The 15,539-nt window shown below is 61.5% G+C and carries 13 protein-coding genes; 6 read left to right on the top strand and 7 right to left on the bottom strand.

Features of this window, described 5'->3' with window-relative positions; all coding sequences use genetic code 11:
• The first annotated feature begins 47 nt into the window (after positions 1 to 47).
• On the top strand, positions 48 to 1,235 hold the full coding sequence (locus NAV32_RS09630) for an MFS transporter (RefSeq protein WP_256052576.1): 1,188 nt from the start codon (positions 48 to 50) through the stop codon (positions 1,233 to 1,235).
• A gap of 6 nt (positions 1,236 to 1,241) precedes the next feature.
• Here the strand turns inward: NAV32_RS09630 and NAV32_RS09625 are convergent, their stop codons facing one another.
• The 4 genes from NAV32_RS09625 to NAV32_RS09610 form a co-directional block, all read right to left on the bottom strand.
• Positions 1,242 to 1,736, bottom strand: coding sequence for a SprT family zinc-dependent metalloprotease (locus NAV32_RS09625; RefSeq protein ID WP_256052575.1), 495 nt, complete (start codon positions 1,734 to 1,736; stop codon positions 1,242 to 1,244).
• 68 nt (positions 1,737 to 1,804) lie between these two features.
• Positions 1,805 to 2,506, bottom strand: a complete 702-nt coding sequence (locus NAV32_RS09620; protein WP_256052574.1) for a Yip1 family protein — start codon at positions 2,504 to 2,506, stop codon at positions 1,805 to 1,807.
• Between the two features lie 156 nt (positions 2,507 to 2,662).
• Positions 2,663 to 3,262, bottom strand: coding sequence for a Yip1 family protein (locus tag NAV32_RS09615; RefSeq protein WP_256052573.1), 600 nt, complete (start codon positions 3,260 to 3,262; stop codon positions 2,663 to 2,665).
• 135 nt (positions 3,263 to 3,397) lie between these two features.
• A complete protein-coding gene (locus NAV32_RS09610; RefSeq protein ID WP_256052572.1) occupies positions 3,398 to 4,030 on the bottom strand; it encodes a DNA-J related domain-containing protein in 633 nt (210 codons plus the stop codon).
• Positions 4,031 to 4,116: 86 nt separating this feature from the next.
• Between NAV32_RS09610 and ttcA the strand changes: the two genes are divergently transcribed.
• Positions 4,117 to 4,941: a tRNA 2-thiocytidine(32) synthetase TtcA gene (gene ttcA, locus NAV32_RS09605; RefSeq protein ID WP_256052571.1), complete on the top strand. Its 825-nt coding sequence runs from the start codon at positions 4,117 to 4,119 to the stop codon at positions 4,939 to 4,941.
• 453 nt (positions 4,942 to 5,394) lie between these two features.
• Positions 5,395 to 6,543: a 3-deoxy-7-phosphoheptulonate synthase gene (locus tag NAV32_RS09600; protein WP_256052570.1), complete on the top strand. Its 1,149-nt coding sequence runs from the start codon at positions 5,395 to 5,397 to the stop codon at positions 6,541 to 6,543.
• Here the strand turns inward: NAV32_RS09600 and NAV32_RS09595 are convergent.
• The 3 genes from NAV32_RS09595 to NAV32_RS09585 all read right to left on the bottom strand — a co-directional run bounded on the left by NAV32_RS09595 (position 6,510) and on the right by NAV32_RS09585 (position 10,208).
• Complete coding sequence (locus NAV32_RS09595) at positions 6,510 to 7,955, bottom strand: SLC13 family permease (RefSeq protein ID WP_256052569.1); 1,446 nt, start codon at positions 7,953 to 7,955, stop codon at positions 6,510 to 6,512. The genes NAV32_RS09600 and NAV32_RS09595 overlap by 34 nt on opposite strands.
• A gap of 306 nt (positions 7,956 to 8,261) precedes the next feature.
• Complete coding sequence (locus NAV32_RS09590) at positions 8,262 to 9,614, bottom strand: class II 3-deoxy-7-phosphoheptulonate synthase (RefSeq protein WP_256052568.1); 1,353 nt, start codon at positions 9,612 to 9,614, stop codon at positions 8,262 to 8,264.
• A 162-nt stretch (positions 9,615 to 9,776) separates the two neighbouring features.
• The gene (locus tag NAV32_RS09585; RefSeq protein ID WP_256052567.1) at positions 9,777 to 10,208 is read right to left on the bottom strand and encodes an Hsp20/alpha crystallin family protein; all 432 of its coding nucleotides are present in this window, start codon (positions 10,206 to 10,208) and stop codon (positions 9,777 to 9,779) included.
• A gap of 231 nt (positions 10,209 to 10,439) precedes the next feature.
• Here NAV32_RS09585 and NAV32_RS09580 point away from each other — a divergent pair, with 231 nt between their 5' ends.
• The 3 genes from NAV32_RS09580 to NAV32_RS09570 all read left to right on the top strand — a co-directional run bounded on the left by NAV32_RS09580 (position 10,440) and on the right by NAV32_RS09570 (position 15,496).
• Positions 10,440 to 11,189: a spermidine synthase gene (locus tag NAV32_RS09580; RefSeq protein WP_256052566.1), complete on the top strand. Its 750-nt coding sequence runs from the start codon at positions 10,440 to 10,442 to the stop codon at positions 11,187 to 11,189.
• Between the two features lie 138 nt (positions 11,190 to 11,327).
• Positions 11,328 to 13,490 (top strand): methyl-accepting chemotaxis protein, encoded by a 2,163-nt coding sequence (locus NAV32_RS09575; protein WP_256052565.1) that lies wholly within the window; start codon positions 11,328 to 11,330, stop codon positions 13,488 to 13,490.
• A 329-nt stretch (positions 13,491 to 13,819) separates the two neighbouring features.
• Complete coding sequence (locus NAV32_RS09570; protein ID WP_272890224.1) at positions 13,820 to 15,496, top strand: DEAD/DEAH box helicase; 1,677 nt, start codon at positions 13,820 to 13,822, stop codon at positions 15,494 to 15,496.
• Positions 15,497 to 15,539 lie beyond the last annotated feature (43 nt).

Raw genomic sequence — 15,539 nt, 5'->3', positions numbered from 1 at the left:
CCCATACGCATTTCCGAGACCCTTAGGTCGCATTTCGGGGCCATTTCATGCTTGCCGACAGCACTACCTTCACCCATTTGAAGCGCGGCACAAGCGCTTATCGCCGCGCCACGCTGGCGCTGTTCTGTGCCGGCTTCGCCACCTTTGCCATGCTGTATTGCGTGCAGCCGCTATTGCCGCTGCTGGCATCGCATTTTTCCGTGTCGGCGGCCAGCAGCAGTCTGGCGTTGTCCCTGACCACGCTGTCGCTTGCGGTCTGCCTGCTGGTGTCCGGGGCGCTTGCCGAAAGCTGGGGTCGCAAGCCGGTGATGGTCGCAGCACTGGCGTTGGCCAGTCTGCTGGGCCTTGCCTGCGTGCTGGTTGAGTCCTGGAATCTGCTGCTGGTTCTGCGGGCATTGCTGGGGCTGGCGCTCAGCGGTCTGCCTGCGCTGGCCATGGCCTACGTGGGTGAGGAGTTCGACCCCGAGTCGCTCCCGGCTGCGATGGGGCTGTATATCGGCGGCACGGCACTGGGAGGGTTGCTGGGCCGATTGCTGTCCGGCCTGCTAAGTGACATGGGCGGCTGGCAAATGGCGCTTGGCGGTATTGCCGGGTTGGGTCTGCTGGCGCTGGGATTGTTCGTCTGGCTGTTGCCACCGTCGCGCCACTTCAAGGCTCAGACGCTGTCGCTGGGTGGGCTGCTGCAGAATTTCCGACAGCATCTGGGCAACCCTGTACTGCGCAATCTGTTCTTGCAGGCTTTCCTGTTGATGGGTGGTTTCGTTGCGCTGTTCAACTACATCGGCTTTCGTCTGGCGGGCGCGCCCTTTGGCTTGTCGTCCACGGTGATCGGTTTGCTGTTCACCGTTTATCTGGCGGGGATTTTCAGCGCCGGATGGGCTGGGCGACTGGTGCCTCGCTTCGGCGCCAAAGCAGTGATGCAGGGTGGGATCGGGCTGATGCTGCTCGGTGTGGCGCTATGCTCGATGCCCTGGTTGGTCGCCATCATCGCCGGGCTGGCGCTGTTTACTCTGGGCTTCTTCGCCGCGCATGCGGTGGCCAGCGGGCAGGTTGGCCAGCATGCCAAAGGCGCCAAGGCTCAGGCTTCCGCACTGTACCTGTGCGCGTACTATCTGGGCTCCAGTGTGGTGGGTTATGCGGCAGGTTATGTCTGGGAGCATGCGGGTTGGCTGCCGCTCATGGCGGTGTTGGCGGCATTGTTCGTGCTGGCTGCCTGGCGAGTACGCCGCCTGTAACGCGATTTACTCCATCCGCTGCTGGCCGCTGAACACCAGCGTGGCGCGGCAGTTGCGGCAGAAGTAGCGGCGGCCCTTGCGCACCAGCGCATGGCGTTGGCCGGTGAAGGGGAAATCCCGCTCGGGACATGCACAGCGATAGATATAGCGGCTGGCCTGGCGACGGGCGACTTCGTAGCTGTGACAGCGGTCAGGCATCAGTTCGTAGACGCCGCGCATGATCAGTTGCCACTCTTCGCCGTGCGGGCGGATTCGGCCACCGTAGAGTTGATGCGCTACGAGATGGGCGACCTCGTGGGCCACGGTCTGCTGCAGAAAGTGCTCCGTGTTCGCCCGGTAGAGCTGATCGTTGAAGCGCAGCAGGTTCTGGTCGAGATGTGCCACGCCTGCTTTCTGCCCACGCAGCTTGAGGCTCACTTCGGGCCGCTTGAAGCGTTGCTTGAAGAAGGCCTCAGCCAGTAGGTAGCAGGCTTCGACACGGGCATTGAGTCGCTCGGGCATCGGGCACTCCAGTTGCAGAGCGCCGCATTATGCCAAAGCTTGGGTCGAGGTGTTCGTCAGGGTGGTGTTCACTCGTTCGGGCGTTCGTTGAAGCGGCGCTCGTTGTCCAGGCCTCCCGGTGCTTCCTGCGGGCGGTTTTCCTCAAAGCCATGGCTCTGGCTCTGCACGGTGTCGCGTTGGTAGGTCGGCTGCAGCGCCATCATCCAGAACAGGATCATAGGTACTTTCAGATTCACCAGCACCAGCAGCCCGACGGCCCAGGTGCTGGCGCCGTAGAGAAAGGTATTGCGGTTGTCGATGCGCATGAAGGTCGGCAGGCCGACGAACAGCAGATACGTGGAATACGCACCCGCGGCAACCAGCACCGTGATGGCGATCCAGCGGCTTGGATAGAGCGCGCCGAGTCCGGCCAGGAAGAAGGGCGTGATGATGTAGGCAATGAAACCCACGCATTGGTTGAGGGTAGGGCGAGCCTCGAAGCTGCGCGACATCCAGCGCAGGAAGAACCCCATGATGAAGGTGCCGAGAATAATCGTGAGGTAGATCAACACGCTGAGTTGAACGGCGCTTCGGGTGTCGAGCCAGACTCGCTCGTCCTCCACCAGACTCCAGCCCACGTAGCGAGTACCAATGAACATGCAGATCGCCGGCAGCAATGCCCAGAGGAAAAGGTGCAGGAGGTAGTTGGAGCTGTTGCGTTCCTCGTCTCGACGGATGTCGGTCCAGGCCTGGTCGGGGCGGGTCATCAGGGTCAAAAAATGGGGGATCATGGGAGTCTCCATCTGCCTCGGGTGGCTTTGCCACGGCGTGACGCCCTGGCTGGCGTTACGCTTTAGAACGGCAGATGGACCAAGGGTTTCCCCAGCGTCGGGATATACCGCAAATGAAAAGGGCCGCCTGATGGCGGCCCTCCTGTCTACTACCGGTTAGCGAACGTAGACCGGTCCCACACCCATCCCCCACATGATCACCGACAGCGCGATGATCGCCACCAGCACCACAAGTCCTACGGCCAGTACCGAGCTGGAGAACAGGAAGCCTTCGTCCGAAGGGATGTTCATGAATGTCGGCAGGCCGACATAGAGCAGGTAAGCCGTGTAGCAGATCGCCGCCGTGCCGACGAGCATGCCCAGCCAGAGCACCGGATAAATCGCGGCCAGCCCCCCGATAAACAGCGGCGTTGCCGTATAGGCGGCAAACATGATGCATTGGGTAAGCGTCGGACTGGCATCGTAGGTGCGCGACATCCAGTGAATGAAGGCCCCCATGACCGCGACGCCGGCCAGCATCGCCAGGTAGGACAGCACGGTGAGTTGCAGCGCGCTGGCTTCGGTGAGCATCACGGGTTCTCCGCCGCCGATACTCCAGCCGAATCGGGTAGTACCGATGAAGGCGGCAATGGGCGGAATCGCAGCCAGTACCAGTACTTCCCAGAGGTGCAGGCGTCCAACGCCGCGTTCTTCTCCGGTTATTTCCTGCCATTCCTGGCTGGGATGAGCGAACAGTCCCCAAACGTGATTGATCATGCCTGCGTCTCCTCGATTTTGGAGAGTCGCTTCGCCTGGCTTGCGCCAGCGTGATGGCGTGCGACCTTATGACGCAGTATAGGAGCGGTATCGCCTGCTGTGCCGGGCTGGTTAGAGCATTTGGGAGCTATCCGGTCAGCGGTAATAGCGCTGCAATATTTCCATCGCCAGGTTGATTGACTGGATTCGCGTCGTGCTGCCGCCACGGTCGGGGTGATGAATGCTGACCAACTGGCGATAGCGTCGCTTGATGGCGTTCAGCGTCAGTGATGAATCGTCTTCCTGCTGCAGATCGAACAACTCCAGCGCCGCACGCTTCTGGTCGGGAGTCCAGGCCTCGCGGGCTTCGCCCTGATGATCGCCACGCATGCGCGACCAGAAGCTGGCCAGCAGACGTTCCACTTCCTCTTCATCGGTGTCGCGCAGATGATTCATGTCAAGGTAGTACGCCCGCAGCGGGTCAGGCTCGCAGACCGCGTCGGCTGCCGCGACATAGGGCTGCAACTGGATGCACAGGGGAGATATCTGCAGGCTGTGGCTGGTCTGCTGCCAGAGGTGGTCACGCAACCGATAGAGCGCGTTGAACACCAGGAAATGGGTGCGAAACAGCACCAGCTTGTCGAACAGCGGCAGGTGCGGAATGTGTGTGCTGTGACGGGCCTTGAGCTGTTGGATCAGCTGGTATTCGCTGCAACCCTCCGGTTGCTCGCGCAGCAGTACGAAAATCTGCTCGGCCAGATCCATCTCGGGTGCGAGTTCGTTGTTCATGCGGCAAGCCTAGCAAGGATGGACTGGGGCGATGCGCGCTTTGCGCGTAAAATGTGCGCCTTTCGTATTTCAACCGGACACCAGACATGGGCAACCTCTCGGTCAACCAGAACAAACTGCAGAAGCGCCTGCGCCGCCTGGCCGGCGAAGCGGTCACCGACTTCAACATGATCGAGGAGGGCGACAAAGTGATGGTCTGCCTGTCCGGCGGCAAGGACAGCTACACCATGCTCGACATCCTGCTGTACCTGCAGAAGGTCGCGCCCATCCGGTTCGAGATCGTCGCGGTGAACATGGATCAGAAACAGCCGGGCTTTCCCGAGCATGTGCTGCCCGAGTATCTCAAGAGCCTGGGTGTCGAGTACCACATCGTCGAGAAGGACACCTACTCGGTGGTCAAGGAGAAGATCCCCGAGGGCAAGACCACCTGCTCGCTGTGCTCGCGCCTGCGCCGCGGCACGCTCTATACCTTCGCCGACGAGATCGGTGCGACCAAGATGGCCCTCGGTCATCATCGTGATGACATCCTGGAAACCTTCTTCCTCAACATGTTTTACGGCGGCACGCTCAAGGCCATGCCGCCCAAGCTGCTCTCCGATGACGGTCGCAACGTGGTGATTCGTCCGCTGGCCTATTGCAGCGAGGTCGATATCGAGGCCTATTCGCAGCTGAAGGAATTCCCGATCATCCCCTGCAACCTCTGCGGTTCGCAGGAGAACCTGCAGCGCCAGGTGGTCAAGGACATGCTTCGCGAATGGGAGCGCAAATCACCGGGTCGCACCGAGATCATGTTCCGCGCCTTGCAGCACGTGGTGCCCTCACAACTGGCTGACCGTAACCTGTTCGACTTCAAGAGCCTGCGTATCGACAACGACGCTACGCCGCGCTTTGTGGATGTGATGAGCCTGTAGAGCGGGTTGCAACCCGCCGCCGCGCTGGAGTATGGTTCGGCACATCTTTCGGAGAACAGCATGTCCTTCAGTCTCGCTTCCCAGTCCATTGCCAACCGCGGCGCCCTGAGCGCCGTGCCGTTGCGTGGCCAGGTGGTCGCGGCTGATGGTTATTACTTTGGGTATTGGTTTAGCCGCAGGCGCGTCTGATACCCCACAGGCGCCCTAGCAAGCAGGGTCGCCACCAAACGTTTTTTCAAACCCCGGTCGGCCACCCGACCGGGGTTTTTGTTTTTTTGGCCAGAAAATCTGCATCACGAGGAATACAACATGACCACCTATTACCGCACCGACCGTTATTACCGCTACGACTGGCGATTTAGCCGCTTCACTGCCGCCCCGACACCGCCTGAACGAACACACGATTAGCGCCGTCGCGGGATTGCCCGCGATGGCCGAAGGAACCGCCAGATCATGAATGCTCCCGCCACTACCCAGAACACCACTGTCCAGCTTGACCGCGCCGAAGTATCGGCCACCTTTTCCATCGCGGCTCGCCGCAGTGCGCAGCCATTGCCCAGCCCCGCCTTGCTGCGCCAGCGCCTGCCGCTGAGTGCCACGCTCGCCGAACGTATCCATGCTGACCGCAACGCCATCCGCGACGTGCTCGATGGCCATGACCCACGGCTGTTGGTGGTGGTCGGTCCCTGTTCCCTGCATGACCCGGTTTGCGCGCTGGAATACGCCCAGCGCCTGGCCGCACTCGTACCGCAGGTCGAGGACCAGTTGCTGCTGGTGATGCGTACCTATGTTGAAAAGCCGCGCACCACGGTCGGCTGGAAAGGGCTGCTCTATGATCCGCAGCTGGACGGCAGCGGCGACATGGCAGAAGGGCTGCGCCTGTCGCGTCGGCTTATGCTGGATATTCTCGATACCGGCCTGCCCATCGCCAGCGAACTGCTGCAGCCGTTGGCGACAGGCTACTTCGACGATCTGCTCGGCTGGGCGGCCATTGGTGCGCGTACCAGCGAATCGCAAATTCATCGCGAGATGGTCAGCGGACTGGAACTGCCGGTGGGCTTCAAGAACGGTACGGATGGCGGCCTGGGCATTGCCTGCGATGCGATGCGTTCGGCGGCGCATCCGCACCGGCATTTCGGTATCGACGACCTGGGCCATCCTGCATTGCTGGAAACAGCGGGCAATTCCGATACGCATCTGGTGCTACGCGGTGGGCACGCTGGGCCGAACCATGATGCTGCAAGCGTTGCAGCCGCTCGTGCCGCGTTGGAAAAGCAGGGCATCACTGCACGGATCATGATCGACTGCAGTCATGCCAACAGCGGCAAGAATCCGCTGCGCCAGCCGCAGGTATTGCATGAAGTCATCGAGCAGCGATTGGCAGGCGACAGCAGCCTGCGCGGGGTGATGCTTGAAAGCCACCTGTTCGACGGCTGTCAGCCGCTGGGTGGTGAGCTGCGCTACGGCGTTTCCATCACCGATGGCTGCCTGGGCTGGAGCGGCACCGAGCAATTATTGCGCGATGCCGCCGAACGTCTGCGGAGCCAGCAGACCCCGCAGAGACTGAGTCAGTTGGCCCAGAGCCAGCCGACCATCAGGTAGCAAAGGACAGTTACCAGGATCACGCCAAAGATGTTCAGGGCGAAGCCGGCCCTGATCATCGACTGGATGCGCATCTGCCCGGTGCCGAACACGATGGCGTTCGGTGGAGTCGCCACCGGCATCATGAAGGCGCAGCTGGCGGCGATGGCAGCCGGGATGGCGAGCATTTCCGGCGGCAGGCCCTGAGCCACGGCCAGAGCGCCGAGCAGCGGCAGGAAGGCGGCGGCGGTGGCCGTATTGGAGGTGATCTCGGTGAGGAAGGTGATCACCAATGCCACCAGGCCGATCATCAGGATCAACGGCAGCGTACCGAAGCCCTGCAGGTTCTGGGCAATCCACTGGGCGAGCCCGGATGCGCCGATCACGCCGGCCAGCGACAGGCCGCCGCCGAACAGCAGCAGCACGCCCCACGGGACCTTGTTGGCGGTTTCCCAGTTCATCAGGAACACCTGTTTCTGCATGTCCACGGGGATGAGGAACAGGCTCAGCGCCGCCGCGATGGCAATGCTGGTGTCGTTGACGCCATTGATGTGTTGCGCCAGAAACGGCTGGAAGATCCATGCTGCCGCGGCCAGGCTGAATACCACGGCGACCATTTTCTCGGCCTTGGACATGGGGCCGAGCGCGGTCATTTCCTGCTCCAGCATGGTACGGCTGTCTCCGCCGGATAGTTTGAAGCCGCCAAGGGTCAGCCACCACCAGATAAACAGCAGCATGCCGACGCTGACCGGAACCCCCAGTAGCATCCACTGCCCGAAGCCGATGTGTACGTCGTAGTTGTCACGCAGGAAGGCAGCGAGCAGGGCGTTGGGCGGTGTACCGATCAGGGTTGCGATGCCGCCGACGCTGGCAGAGTAGGCGATGCCCAGCAACAGAGCAGTGGCAAAGCGGGCGCCCTCTTTCTCTTCGCTGCCTTCGACGAGCAGGGCGATCACGGAGATGCCGATGGGCAGCATCATGATGCTGGTCGCGGTGTTGCTCACCCACATGCTGATGAATGCCGTAGCGATCATGAAGCCGGCAATTTGCTTGCTGGGCGCGTTGCCGACAGCCAGCAGCGTCGCCAGGGCGATGCGCTTGTGCAGGTTCCAGCGCTGCATGGCCAGGCCCAGCAGGAAACCGCCGAAGAACAGGAAGATCGTCGGGTTGGCATAGGGCGCGGTCGCCTTGGCGAGCGTATCGATACCCAGCAGGGGGATCAGCAGAATGGGCAGCAGCGAGGTGGCCGGAATCGGGATGGCCTCGGTGGCCCACCAGACCGCCATCAGACCGGCCATGCCGACTGTCAGCCAGGCTATTTCGGAAAGCCCGGCAGGCGGGGAAGTGAGCAGGCATAGCAGCAGGATCAATGGCCCCAGCAGCAGGCCGATGAATGCCGCACGAGCGGCCCCTGTGTTCTGTGAATCGGTCATGCGGGAGTTTTTCCTCTGTTCGGTAACCCGGTTGCGAGAGGGTGTAATGGGGGTCCGGGCGCAAAATGCGGCGCGAAGTTTACCAGCGCTTCGTAAGTAGGCGAATTAATAGTGATGCATATTATTAGCAGGCTATGCGATGTGTCGGTCCAACTTTTGTGGGGTGGGAGTCCTGCGTTACAGGTGCCGGCTGGCCGCCCGTCGCGGGTACGGGAGGCCTGTGGCTGAGCGGGTTCGCTTTCGACAGCTCAGGTCGATGGACCCGTCCTGGCCGGTGGCAACTGACTGGCGGCAAACAGTCGGTTTCTATTCGCTCGGGCGCAGCTGCTTTAACGTCTCGGCAATCATGAAGGCCAGCTCCAGCGACTGATCGGCATTCAGGCGTGGGTCGCAATGGGTGTGGTAGCGATCACCCAGTCCGTCTTCAGTGATGGCGCGCGAGCCGCCGATGCACTCGGTGACGTTCTGCCCGGTCATCTCGATATGAATGCCGCCCGGATAGCTGCCTTCGGCGCGATGCACGTCGAAGAACTGCCGCACTTCGGTCAGTACCCGCTCGAAGGGACGGGTCTTGTAACCGCTGGAAGCCTTCATGGTGTTGCCATGCATGGGGTCGGAACTCCACAGCACATGGCGTCCTTCTGTCTGGACGGCGCGAATCAGCTGCGGCAGGCCGGCCTCCACCTTGTCTGCGCCCATGCGCACGATCAGGTTCAGACGACCTGGATCATTCTTCGGGTTGAGGATGTCGATCAGGCGGATCAGCTCTTGACTGTCCATGCTCGGACCGACCTTGACCCCGATGGGGTTGCCCACCCCACGCAGAAACTCCACATGAGCGCCATCGAGCTGGCGGGTGCGGTCACCGATCCAGAGCATGTGCGCCGAACAGTCGTACCAGTCACCGCTGAGGCTGTCCTCACGCACGAACGCCTGCTCGTAGTTGAGCAGCAGGGCTTCATGGGCGGTGAAGAAACTGGTTTCGCGCAACTGCGGCATGTTGTCCATACCACAGGCGCGCATGAACTTCAGCGCCTGGTCAATACGCGCACCCAACTGGTGATATTTCTCCGCCATCTGCGAGTTGGCGATGAAATCCAGATTCCACTGGTGCACCTGATGCAGATCGGCAAAACCACCCTGGGCGAAGGCGCGCAACAGGTTCAGGCTGGCAGTGGACTGATGGTAGGCCTGCAGCAGACGCTCGGGGTCCGGGACGCGGCTTTTCTCGTCGAACTCGATGCCATTGACGATATCACCACGGTAGGCGGGCAGCGTGACGCCCGCAATGGTCTCGTCACCTGCCGAGCGCGGCTTGGCAAACTGCCCGGCCATACGACCAACCTTGACCACCGGGCAACTGGCAGCGAAGGTCATGACGATGGCCATCTGCAACAGCACTTTGAAGGTGTCTCGAATTTTGGTGGCGGAGAATTCGGCGAAACTCTCCGCACAATCGCCCCCCTGCAATAGAAAGGCGCGGCCCTGTGTCACTTCGGCGAATTGCCGGCGCAGTTCGCGTGCCTCACCGGCGAACACCAGAGGCGGTAGGCCGGCCAGGGTCTGCTCGACACGCCCGAGGTGCTCGATATTGGGGTAGACAGGTTGTTGCTGAATGGGTTTTCCCCTCCAGCTTGAAGGGCTCCACGTCGGGTTCATTAACGGATTTCCAGGGAAAAAGTCCGGTGATTTTACCTGACATGGATGAAGCTGCGCTGTCTGCGGCCCATGTGCATCGAGGGCGAGGAGGGCAGAACTGAACGTTCTGCCCCCTTGGGTTGAGGATGTGACTGATGCGGCGCTGCCTCCTGGCTGGCAGTCTCAGTCGATGGTCAGCCGATGCGAGGCGCTGCTCTGCTTTTTCGGCAGAGTCAGTTTTAGCACGCCATCTTCGTAGCGGGCCTTGGCCTGGCTTGAGTCGATTTCCGAGGGCAACTGGAAGCTGCGAGAGACGGAGCCGTAATAGCGCTCCGAGCGCAAGGTTTTTTCTCCATTCTTTTGCTCATCGAGTTGCCGGACCTCGGCGCTCAGGCTGACCTGGTTGCCTTCGATGGAAATCTGGATGTTCTCCTTGCTGACACCCGGAAGCTCAGCTTCGAGGTTATATCCGGTGTCTGTTTCCTTTACGTCGATGCGGATCTGCGAGGGGCTGGGCAGCGCATCGCCATGCAACGGTTGAATGAAGTAGCCGGGAGATGCGAACTCCTTGAAAAAATCATCGAACAGATTTCCGCGAGTCATCAGGGATTTCATGGCGTTACCTCCAGTGGAATGGTGGTGCCTGTTCGGCGCTGTGTTTGTCACCACCTCCAATATGTGCTCACCGATACGGATTTCAAGTTATCAGCAAGCTGATTTTTTTTCTGGGTCAGATCCCGCGGAACACGCCTGGCTGGCGTGCTCGGGTAATATGCGATGTTTTCCCGAACCCGTCGTAGTGATGGTCACATGGGCCGCCAACAGGTTCCGTCAGGAGTGGGCGTAGTGGACAGGCAGGAAGTAGTGCTGGCCGAGGTGCGCGATGAGTTCGGTCTGATTCGCGTGCTGGAGGTGGGTGATTACCGGTTTCTCGAATTTGGTGCGGCAGTCGAGCAGAGCTGCGTATTCACAGCTGCGCCGAGCTGGCTGGAGTACGACTACACCCGCGCGATGCTGATGGGCGGGCTGCTCCATTCCGGACCTGAGACTGCGCTTTTTCTTGGCCTGGGCGCGGGGACGTTGACGCAGGCATGCCTTGAATTTCTGCCGCTGGATGACGTCGAGGCCATCGAGCTGCGCCCGGCGGTGCCGGAGCTGGCGATGCGTTATCTGGGGTTGCAGAACGATGCGCGCCTTTATATTCGCATCGGTGATGCGGTGGAGTTGCTGGAGACGGCAGAGTCGGCGGATCTGATTTTCGTCGACCTGTATACCGATGTCGGTCCGGCGGCGGCTCATCTGGCCTGGACGTTTCTCAAGCGCTGTCAGGAAAAACTCAGTCCGGGGGGCTGGCTGGTCATCAATCAATGGGGCACCGAGGATGACAAGCCGCTGGGCGCGGCGCTGCTTCGGGGACTGTTTCACCGGCATTACTGGGAGTGTCCGGTAAAGGAGGGCAATGTGGTGCTGTTCGTGCCGGCGGACCTGGAGCAGGTGCTGGATCTGGACGGGTTGCGGCAGCGCGCCGCTGAGCTTGCCCCGCGTCTGGGCTATTCGCTTGACTCATTGATTGCGGCGCTGAGACCGGCAAGCTGATTGACCCGTTTTGGTGCGCATTTGCGAGTGTCTGCCGCTTTTAGTGCGCAATCAGCCGGCTGGCTGGCGTAAAAGAGGCCGTGGAAGCTGGTCTGGTAATTGCAATTTGCCATGGTAGTCCTCTTTCAAGGAGCCGCCGTGAGCAATCTTCAAAGCCCTCTGATGCAACTGTCCTCCCGCGAACGTCGCTGGCTGCCCTGGCTGGGCGGTACGGGCAAGCTGGCCATGGGCTGGTCTTGCTGGCTGAATCGCCAGAGCGTCCCGATGGTGGAGGAAGTGTTCGAGGGAATCGCCCAGTCACGGGCGCGCATCCTGCAGAACTGGGTGGCGACGCACTGGGAGCAGTTGGACGATCTGGCTGCTGGTCTTGGAGCGGATGCCCTGCATGTGGACGCCGGGTTGCTCGAAGCCAGGCGTGCGCAGATGGTCGACCCTTCCGAACTGTTCGTGATCGACCCACAGGGCCGTGTGGTCGCTTCGACCCATATGGCCCACGTTGGACTGCAGGATCTGGACAGGCGCGCCGTCGACGAAGGCTTGCGCAAGCCGTTTCTGCACGGGCCGTACCCTGATGCGCTGACGCAGAAGCTGGGGGCGACGAGTTCGCGCTTTCATGATGCCGTGACGCTGATGTTTTACCAGCCGATAGAAGTCGCCGGGAAAGTCATTGGCTGTATCTGTGCCCGCGTGCCGAACGATGTGCTGGGCGATCTGATCCAGCGCGAAGCCGGGCACATTTATTCCGAGTCGGGCGACAACTATCTGTTCATGGTCGAATCGCGTTTCGACAGCAGCATCCAGCCCGGTACCGCCCTGTCGCGCTCGCGCTTCGAGGATTCGACATTCAGCCACGGTGACAACCTCAAGGCCGGTATTCGCACGGCCTGGGGTACGGTGCGGGTGCGACAACATACCGAACTGGAGCTGCGCTTCACTGATCCCGCCACCGGACAGCTGCATCCGGGCGTGCGTGAAACCATCGCCAGGGGTGCCAATTTGTTCGTTACCTATCCGGGGTATGCCGATTACCGCCATATCCCGGTGGTCGGCAAGGGCATGACCTTTCAGATGCAGGGCTCGCCGGATCGCTGGGGCATGATGTGCGAAGCCGATCTGGAAGAGGTTTACCGTCGCCGCTCGCTGAGCGTCGGGTTGATGAAGACCTATCTGCTGATCGTTACCACCCTGTTCATCATCGGTGGGCTGCTGCAGGCATTCAGCGGCCTGTCGCAGCCGCTGCTTTATCTGAGCAACGCCCTGTTGCTGCTGCTGGGCGCCTGGGCCTTTTCCGCCTTCGGTCCGCGACGGCTGGCCGCGCGGATGCAGAACATGACAGAAGTCATCCGCACCCTGGCCGAGGGCGAGGGCAACCTTCGCCAGCGCATCGACAGTGCGAGCATGCCGCGTGACGAGAGTGGCGACATGGGCCGCTGGATCAATAGTTTCATCGACAGCCTGGACACTGTGGTCGGGCAGGTCATTCATGTGTCCCGGCATGTGCGTCAGGACAACCAGCTGATGCTTGAACGCAGCGGCGAGGCGGGCCAGACCACCAGTGACGTCGCCGAGTCGGTCCATCAACTTTTGCTGCTGGTGGAAGAGCAGCTCGGCGAAATCCAGCAGGCGTCGATGACCGCCGAGGACATGAAGGCCGCCATGGACGAAGTTGTCGCCCGTGCCCGCGAGCGCTTCGATATCGTACGCGGCGGCACCGAGTCGATTCGCGACGTGGTGCAGCGCTCCACCCGGAGTGTGCAGTCGCTCGATAACCGGATGGGCGAGATTGACGAGATCATCGGGTTGATCAGCGATATCACGACCCAGACTAACCTGCTGGCCCTGAATGCCGCCATTGAGGCGGCGCGTGCCGGCGAGCATGGCCGCGGATTTGCCGTAGTGGCCGGCGAGGTGCGTTCGCTGGCTCAGCGCACTGCCAAAGCGGCGGAGGACATTCGTTGCAAGGTGGAAAGCCTGCAACAGGAAACCCGTCAGGCGGTATCGTTCATGGAAAGCGGCGTGCGCGACGTGGACAGCAGCCTGCGCCTGACCGAAGAGGCCTCGTCTGAGAACGTGCATCTGCATCAGACAGTCGAGCGCATGTTCGACATCATCAAGCAGCTCAACGAACGCAGCCTGCACTACGGTCAGACCATCCGGGGTGTCGACCAGGCCTCCAGTGAAATGGGCCAGACCCTCGGTGTGCTGCAGGACAGCGCCGAGCGTGTGCGGCACACCACCGGCAAGCTGCATCAGCTGGTGGGGCGTTTCAGTGTCAGTGCAGTCAATCGCGACGCCGCCTGAGTCAGAACCGTAGAGAGCCAGCAGGGAGTGGCGACCCTGCTGGTCCGTCTGTGCGGCGAAGACCACGCCAGACACTATGCAAAATACGCGCACAGGTTCGCATAATTCCGGTATAGTACGCGCCGGCTGAAACCCAGCCTGCGTTCAGGTACTGCAACACACGAAGCCCTGCTTCGGCTGCTATCCGCTATTGCGGCTATCCTTGACGATTCATCATTCATTCGTTTTCGCAAACCCCGCCGACCAAGGCTGCCAGGGTGACCCTCGGGTTTTACATGGCATGCGCAGCTTCGGAACATGGGTCTTTGCGGAGCATCAGGAAAAGACCCATGACCCAGGAAATCGGCGGCTTTGCCGCACTCGGTATTCATCCCTCTGTACTCGCTGCTGTCGCTGCGGTGGGCTACGAAGAGCCATCGGCGATCCAGACTCAGGCCATTCCGGTAATTCTCGGCGGCCACGACATGATCGGCCAGGCCCAGACCGGTACCGGCAAGACTGCAGCCTTCGCGCTGCCACTGCTGTCGAAGATCGACCCGGCCCGTCGCGAAGTGCAGGTGCTGGTTCTCGCGCCGACCCGCGAGCTGGCGCTGCAGGTTGCCACCGCATTCGAAACCTATTCCAAGCAGATGTCGACTGTCAGCGTTGTTGCCATCTACGGCGGTGCGCCCATGGGGCCGCAGCTCAAGGCCATCCGTCAGGGCGCGCAGATCGTCGTGGCTACGCCGGGCCGTCTGGTCGATCACCTCAGCCGTAACGGTGCGCTGCTGTCGACCGTGCAGTTCCTGGTGCTCGACGAAGCAGACGAAATGCTCAAGCTGGGTTTCATGGATGACCTGGAAGTCATCTTCGAAGCCATGCCGGCGAGCCGTCAGACCGTACTGTTCTCCGCCACGCTGCCGCACTCGATCCGTGCCATTGCCGAGAAGCACCTGCGCGAGCCGCAGCACGTCAAGATCGCTACCAAGACACAGACCGTGGCCCGTATCGAGCAGGCACACCTGATGGTCCATGCCGACCAGAAGATCTCGGCGGTGCTGCGCCTGCTGGAAGTCGAGGATTTCGACGCGCTGATCGCCTTCGTGCGTACCAAGCAGGCCACTCTTGATCTGGCCGCTGCGCTGGAAGCCAAGGGCTACAAGGCTGCTGCGCTGAACGGTGACATTGCCCAGAACCAGCGTGAGCGTGTGATCGAATCGCTGAAGGATGGCCGCCTGGACATCGTTGTCGCCACCGACGTGGCCGCACGCGGTCTGGATGTGTCGCGCATCACCCACGTATTCAACGTGGACATGCCTTACGACCCGGAATCCTACGTGCACCGTATCGGCCGTACTGGCCGTGCCGGTCGTGAAGGCCGTGCGTTGTTGCTGGTCACGCCGCGTGAGCGCCGCATGTTGCAGGTCATCGAGCGCGTCACTGGGCAGAAGGTTGCCGAAGCCCGCCTGCCCAATGCACAGCAAGTACTTGATGCACGCATCAAGAAGCTGACCAACAGCCTCGCGCCGCTGGTGGCCGATGCCGAAGCCAGCCATGGCGAGCTGCTCGACAAACTGGTTGCCGATAGTGGCTGCAGCCTGCGTGCCCTGGCTGCAGCACTGCTGCGCAAGGCAACCAATGGCCAGGCGCTGACCTTGGCTGAAGTGGAAAAAGAGCAGCCGCTGGTGCCGAACAGCAGCCCACGCGAGCGTACCGAGCGCTCCAGCTCCGACCGTCCCGAGCGCAGCGGTGACCGCGAGCGTCGCGCGCCGATCCCGCTGGGTGAAGGCCGTGCTCGTTGCCGCACGCCGCTGGGCGCCCGCGACGGCATTGCTGCACGCAACCTGCTTGGCGCCATCCTCAATGAGGGTGGTCTGGCCCGCGAAGCCATCGGTCGCATTCAGGTGCGCGACAGCTTCAGCCTGGTCGAGCTTCCGGAAGAGGGCCTGGAAGGCCTGCTCGGCAAGCTCAAGGACACTCGCGTAGGTGGCAAGCAGCTCAAGCTGCGCCGGTATCGCGAAGATTAAAACCCGCCGTCTTGGCTAGGTTTTAAGAGCGTCAAAGCGAAGG

It is taken from the genome of Stutzerimonas stutzeri (genome assembly GCF_024448695.1).
Classification (GTDB): Bacteria; Pseudomonadota; Gammaproteobacteria; order Pseudomonadales; family Pseudomonadaceae; genus Stutzerimonas; species Stutzerimonas stutzeri_T.
This window is presented reverse-complemented; position numbering and strand designations above follow the sequence as displayed.

Coding starts and splice junctions, on each gene's coding strand:
- NAV32_RS09630 (WP_256052576.1), top strand. CDS start 48: ATGCTTGCCGACAGCACTACCTTCACCCATTTGAAGCGCGGCACAAGC.
- NAV32_RS09625 (WP_256052575.1), bottom strand. CDS start 1,736: ATGCCCGAGCGACTCAATGCCCGTGTCGAAGCCTGCTACCTACTGGCT.
- NAV32_RS09620 (WP_256052574.1), bottom strand. CDS start 2,506: ATGATCCCCCATTTTTTGACCCTGATGACCCGCCCCGACCAGGCCTGG.
- NAV32_RS09615 (WP_256052573.1), bottom strand. CDS start 3,262: ATGATCAATCACGTTTGGGGACTGTTCGCTCATCCCAGCCAGGAATGG.
- NAV32_RS09610 (WP_256052572.1), bottom strand. CDS start 4,030: ATGAACAACGAACTCGCACCCGAGATGGATCTGGCCGAGCAGATTTTC.
- ttcA (WP_256052571.1), top strand. CDS start 4,117: ATGGGCAACCTCTCGGTCAACCAGAACAAACTGCAGAAGCGCCTGCGC.
- NAV32_RS09600 (WP_256052570.1), top strand. CDS start 5,395: ATGAATGCTCCCGCCACTACCCAGAACACCACTGTCCAGCTTGACCGC.
- NAV32_RS09595 (WP_256052569.1), bottom strand. CDS start 7,955: ATGACCGATTCACAGAACACAGGGGCCGCTCGTGCGGCATTCATCGGC.
- NAV32_RS09590 (WP_256052568.1), bottom strand. CDS start 9,614: ATGAACCCGACGTGGAGCCCTTCAAGCTGGAGGGGAAAACCCATTCAG.
- NAV32_RS09585 (WP_256052567.1), bottom strand. CDS start 10,208: ATGAAATCCCTGATGACTCGCGGAAATCTGTTCGATGATTTTTTCAAG.
- NAV32_RS09570 (WP_272890224.1), top strand. CDS start 13,820: ATGACCCAGGAAATCGGCGGCTTTGCCGCACTCGGTATTCATCCCTCT.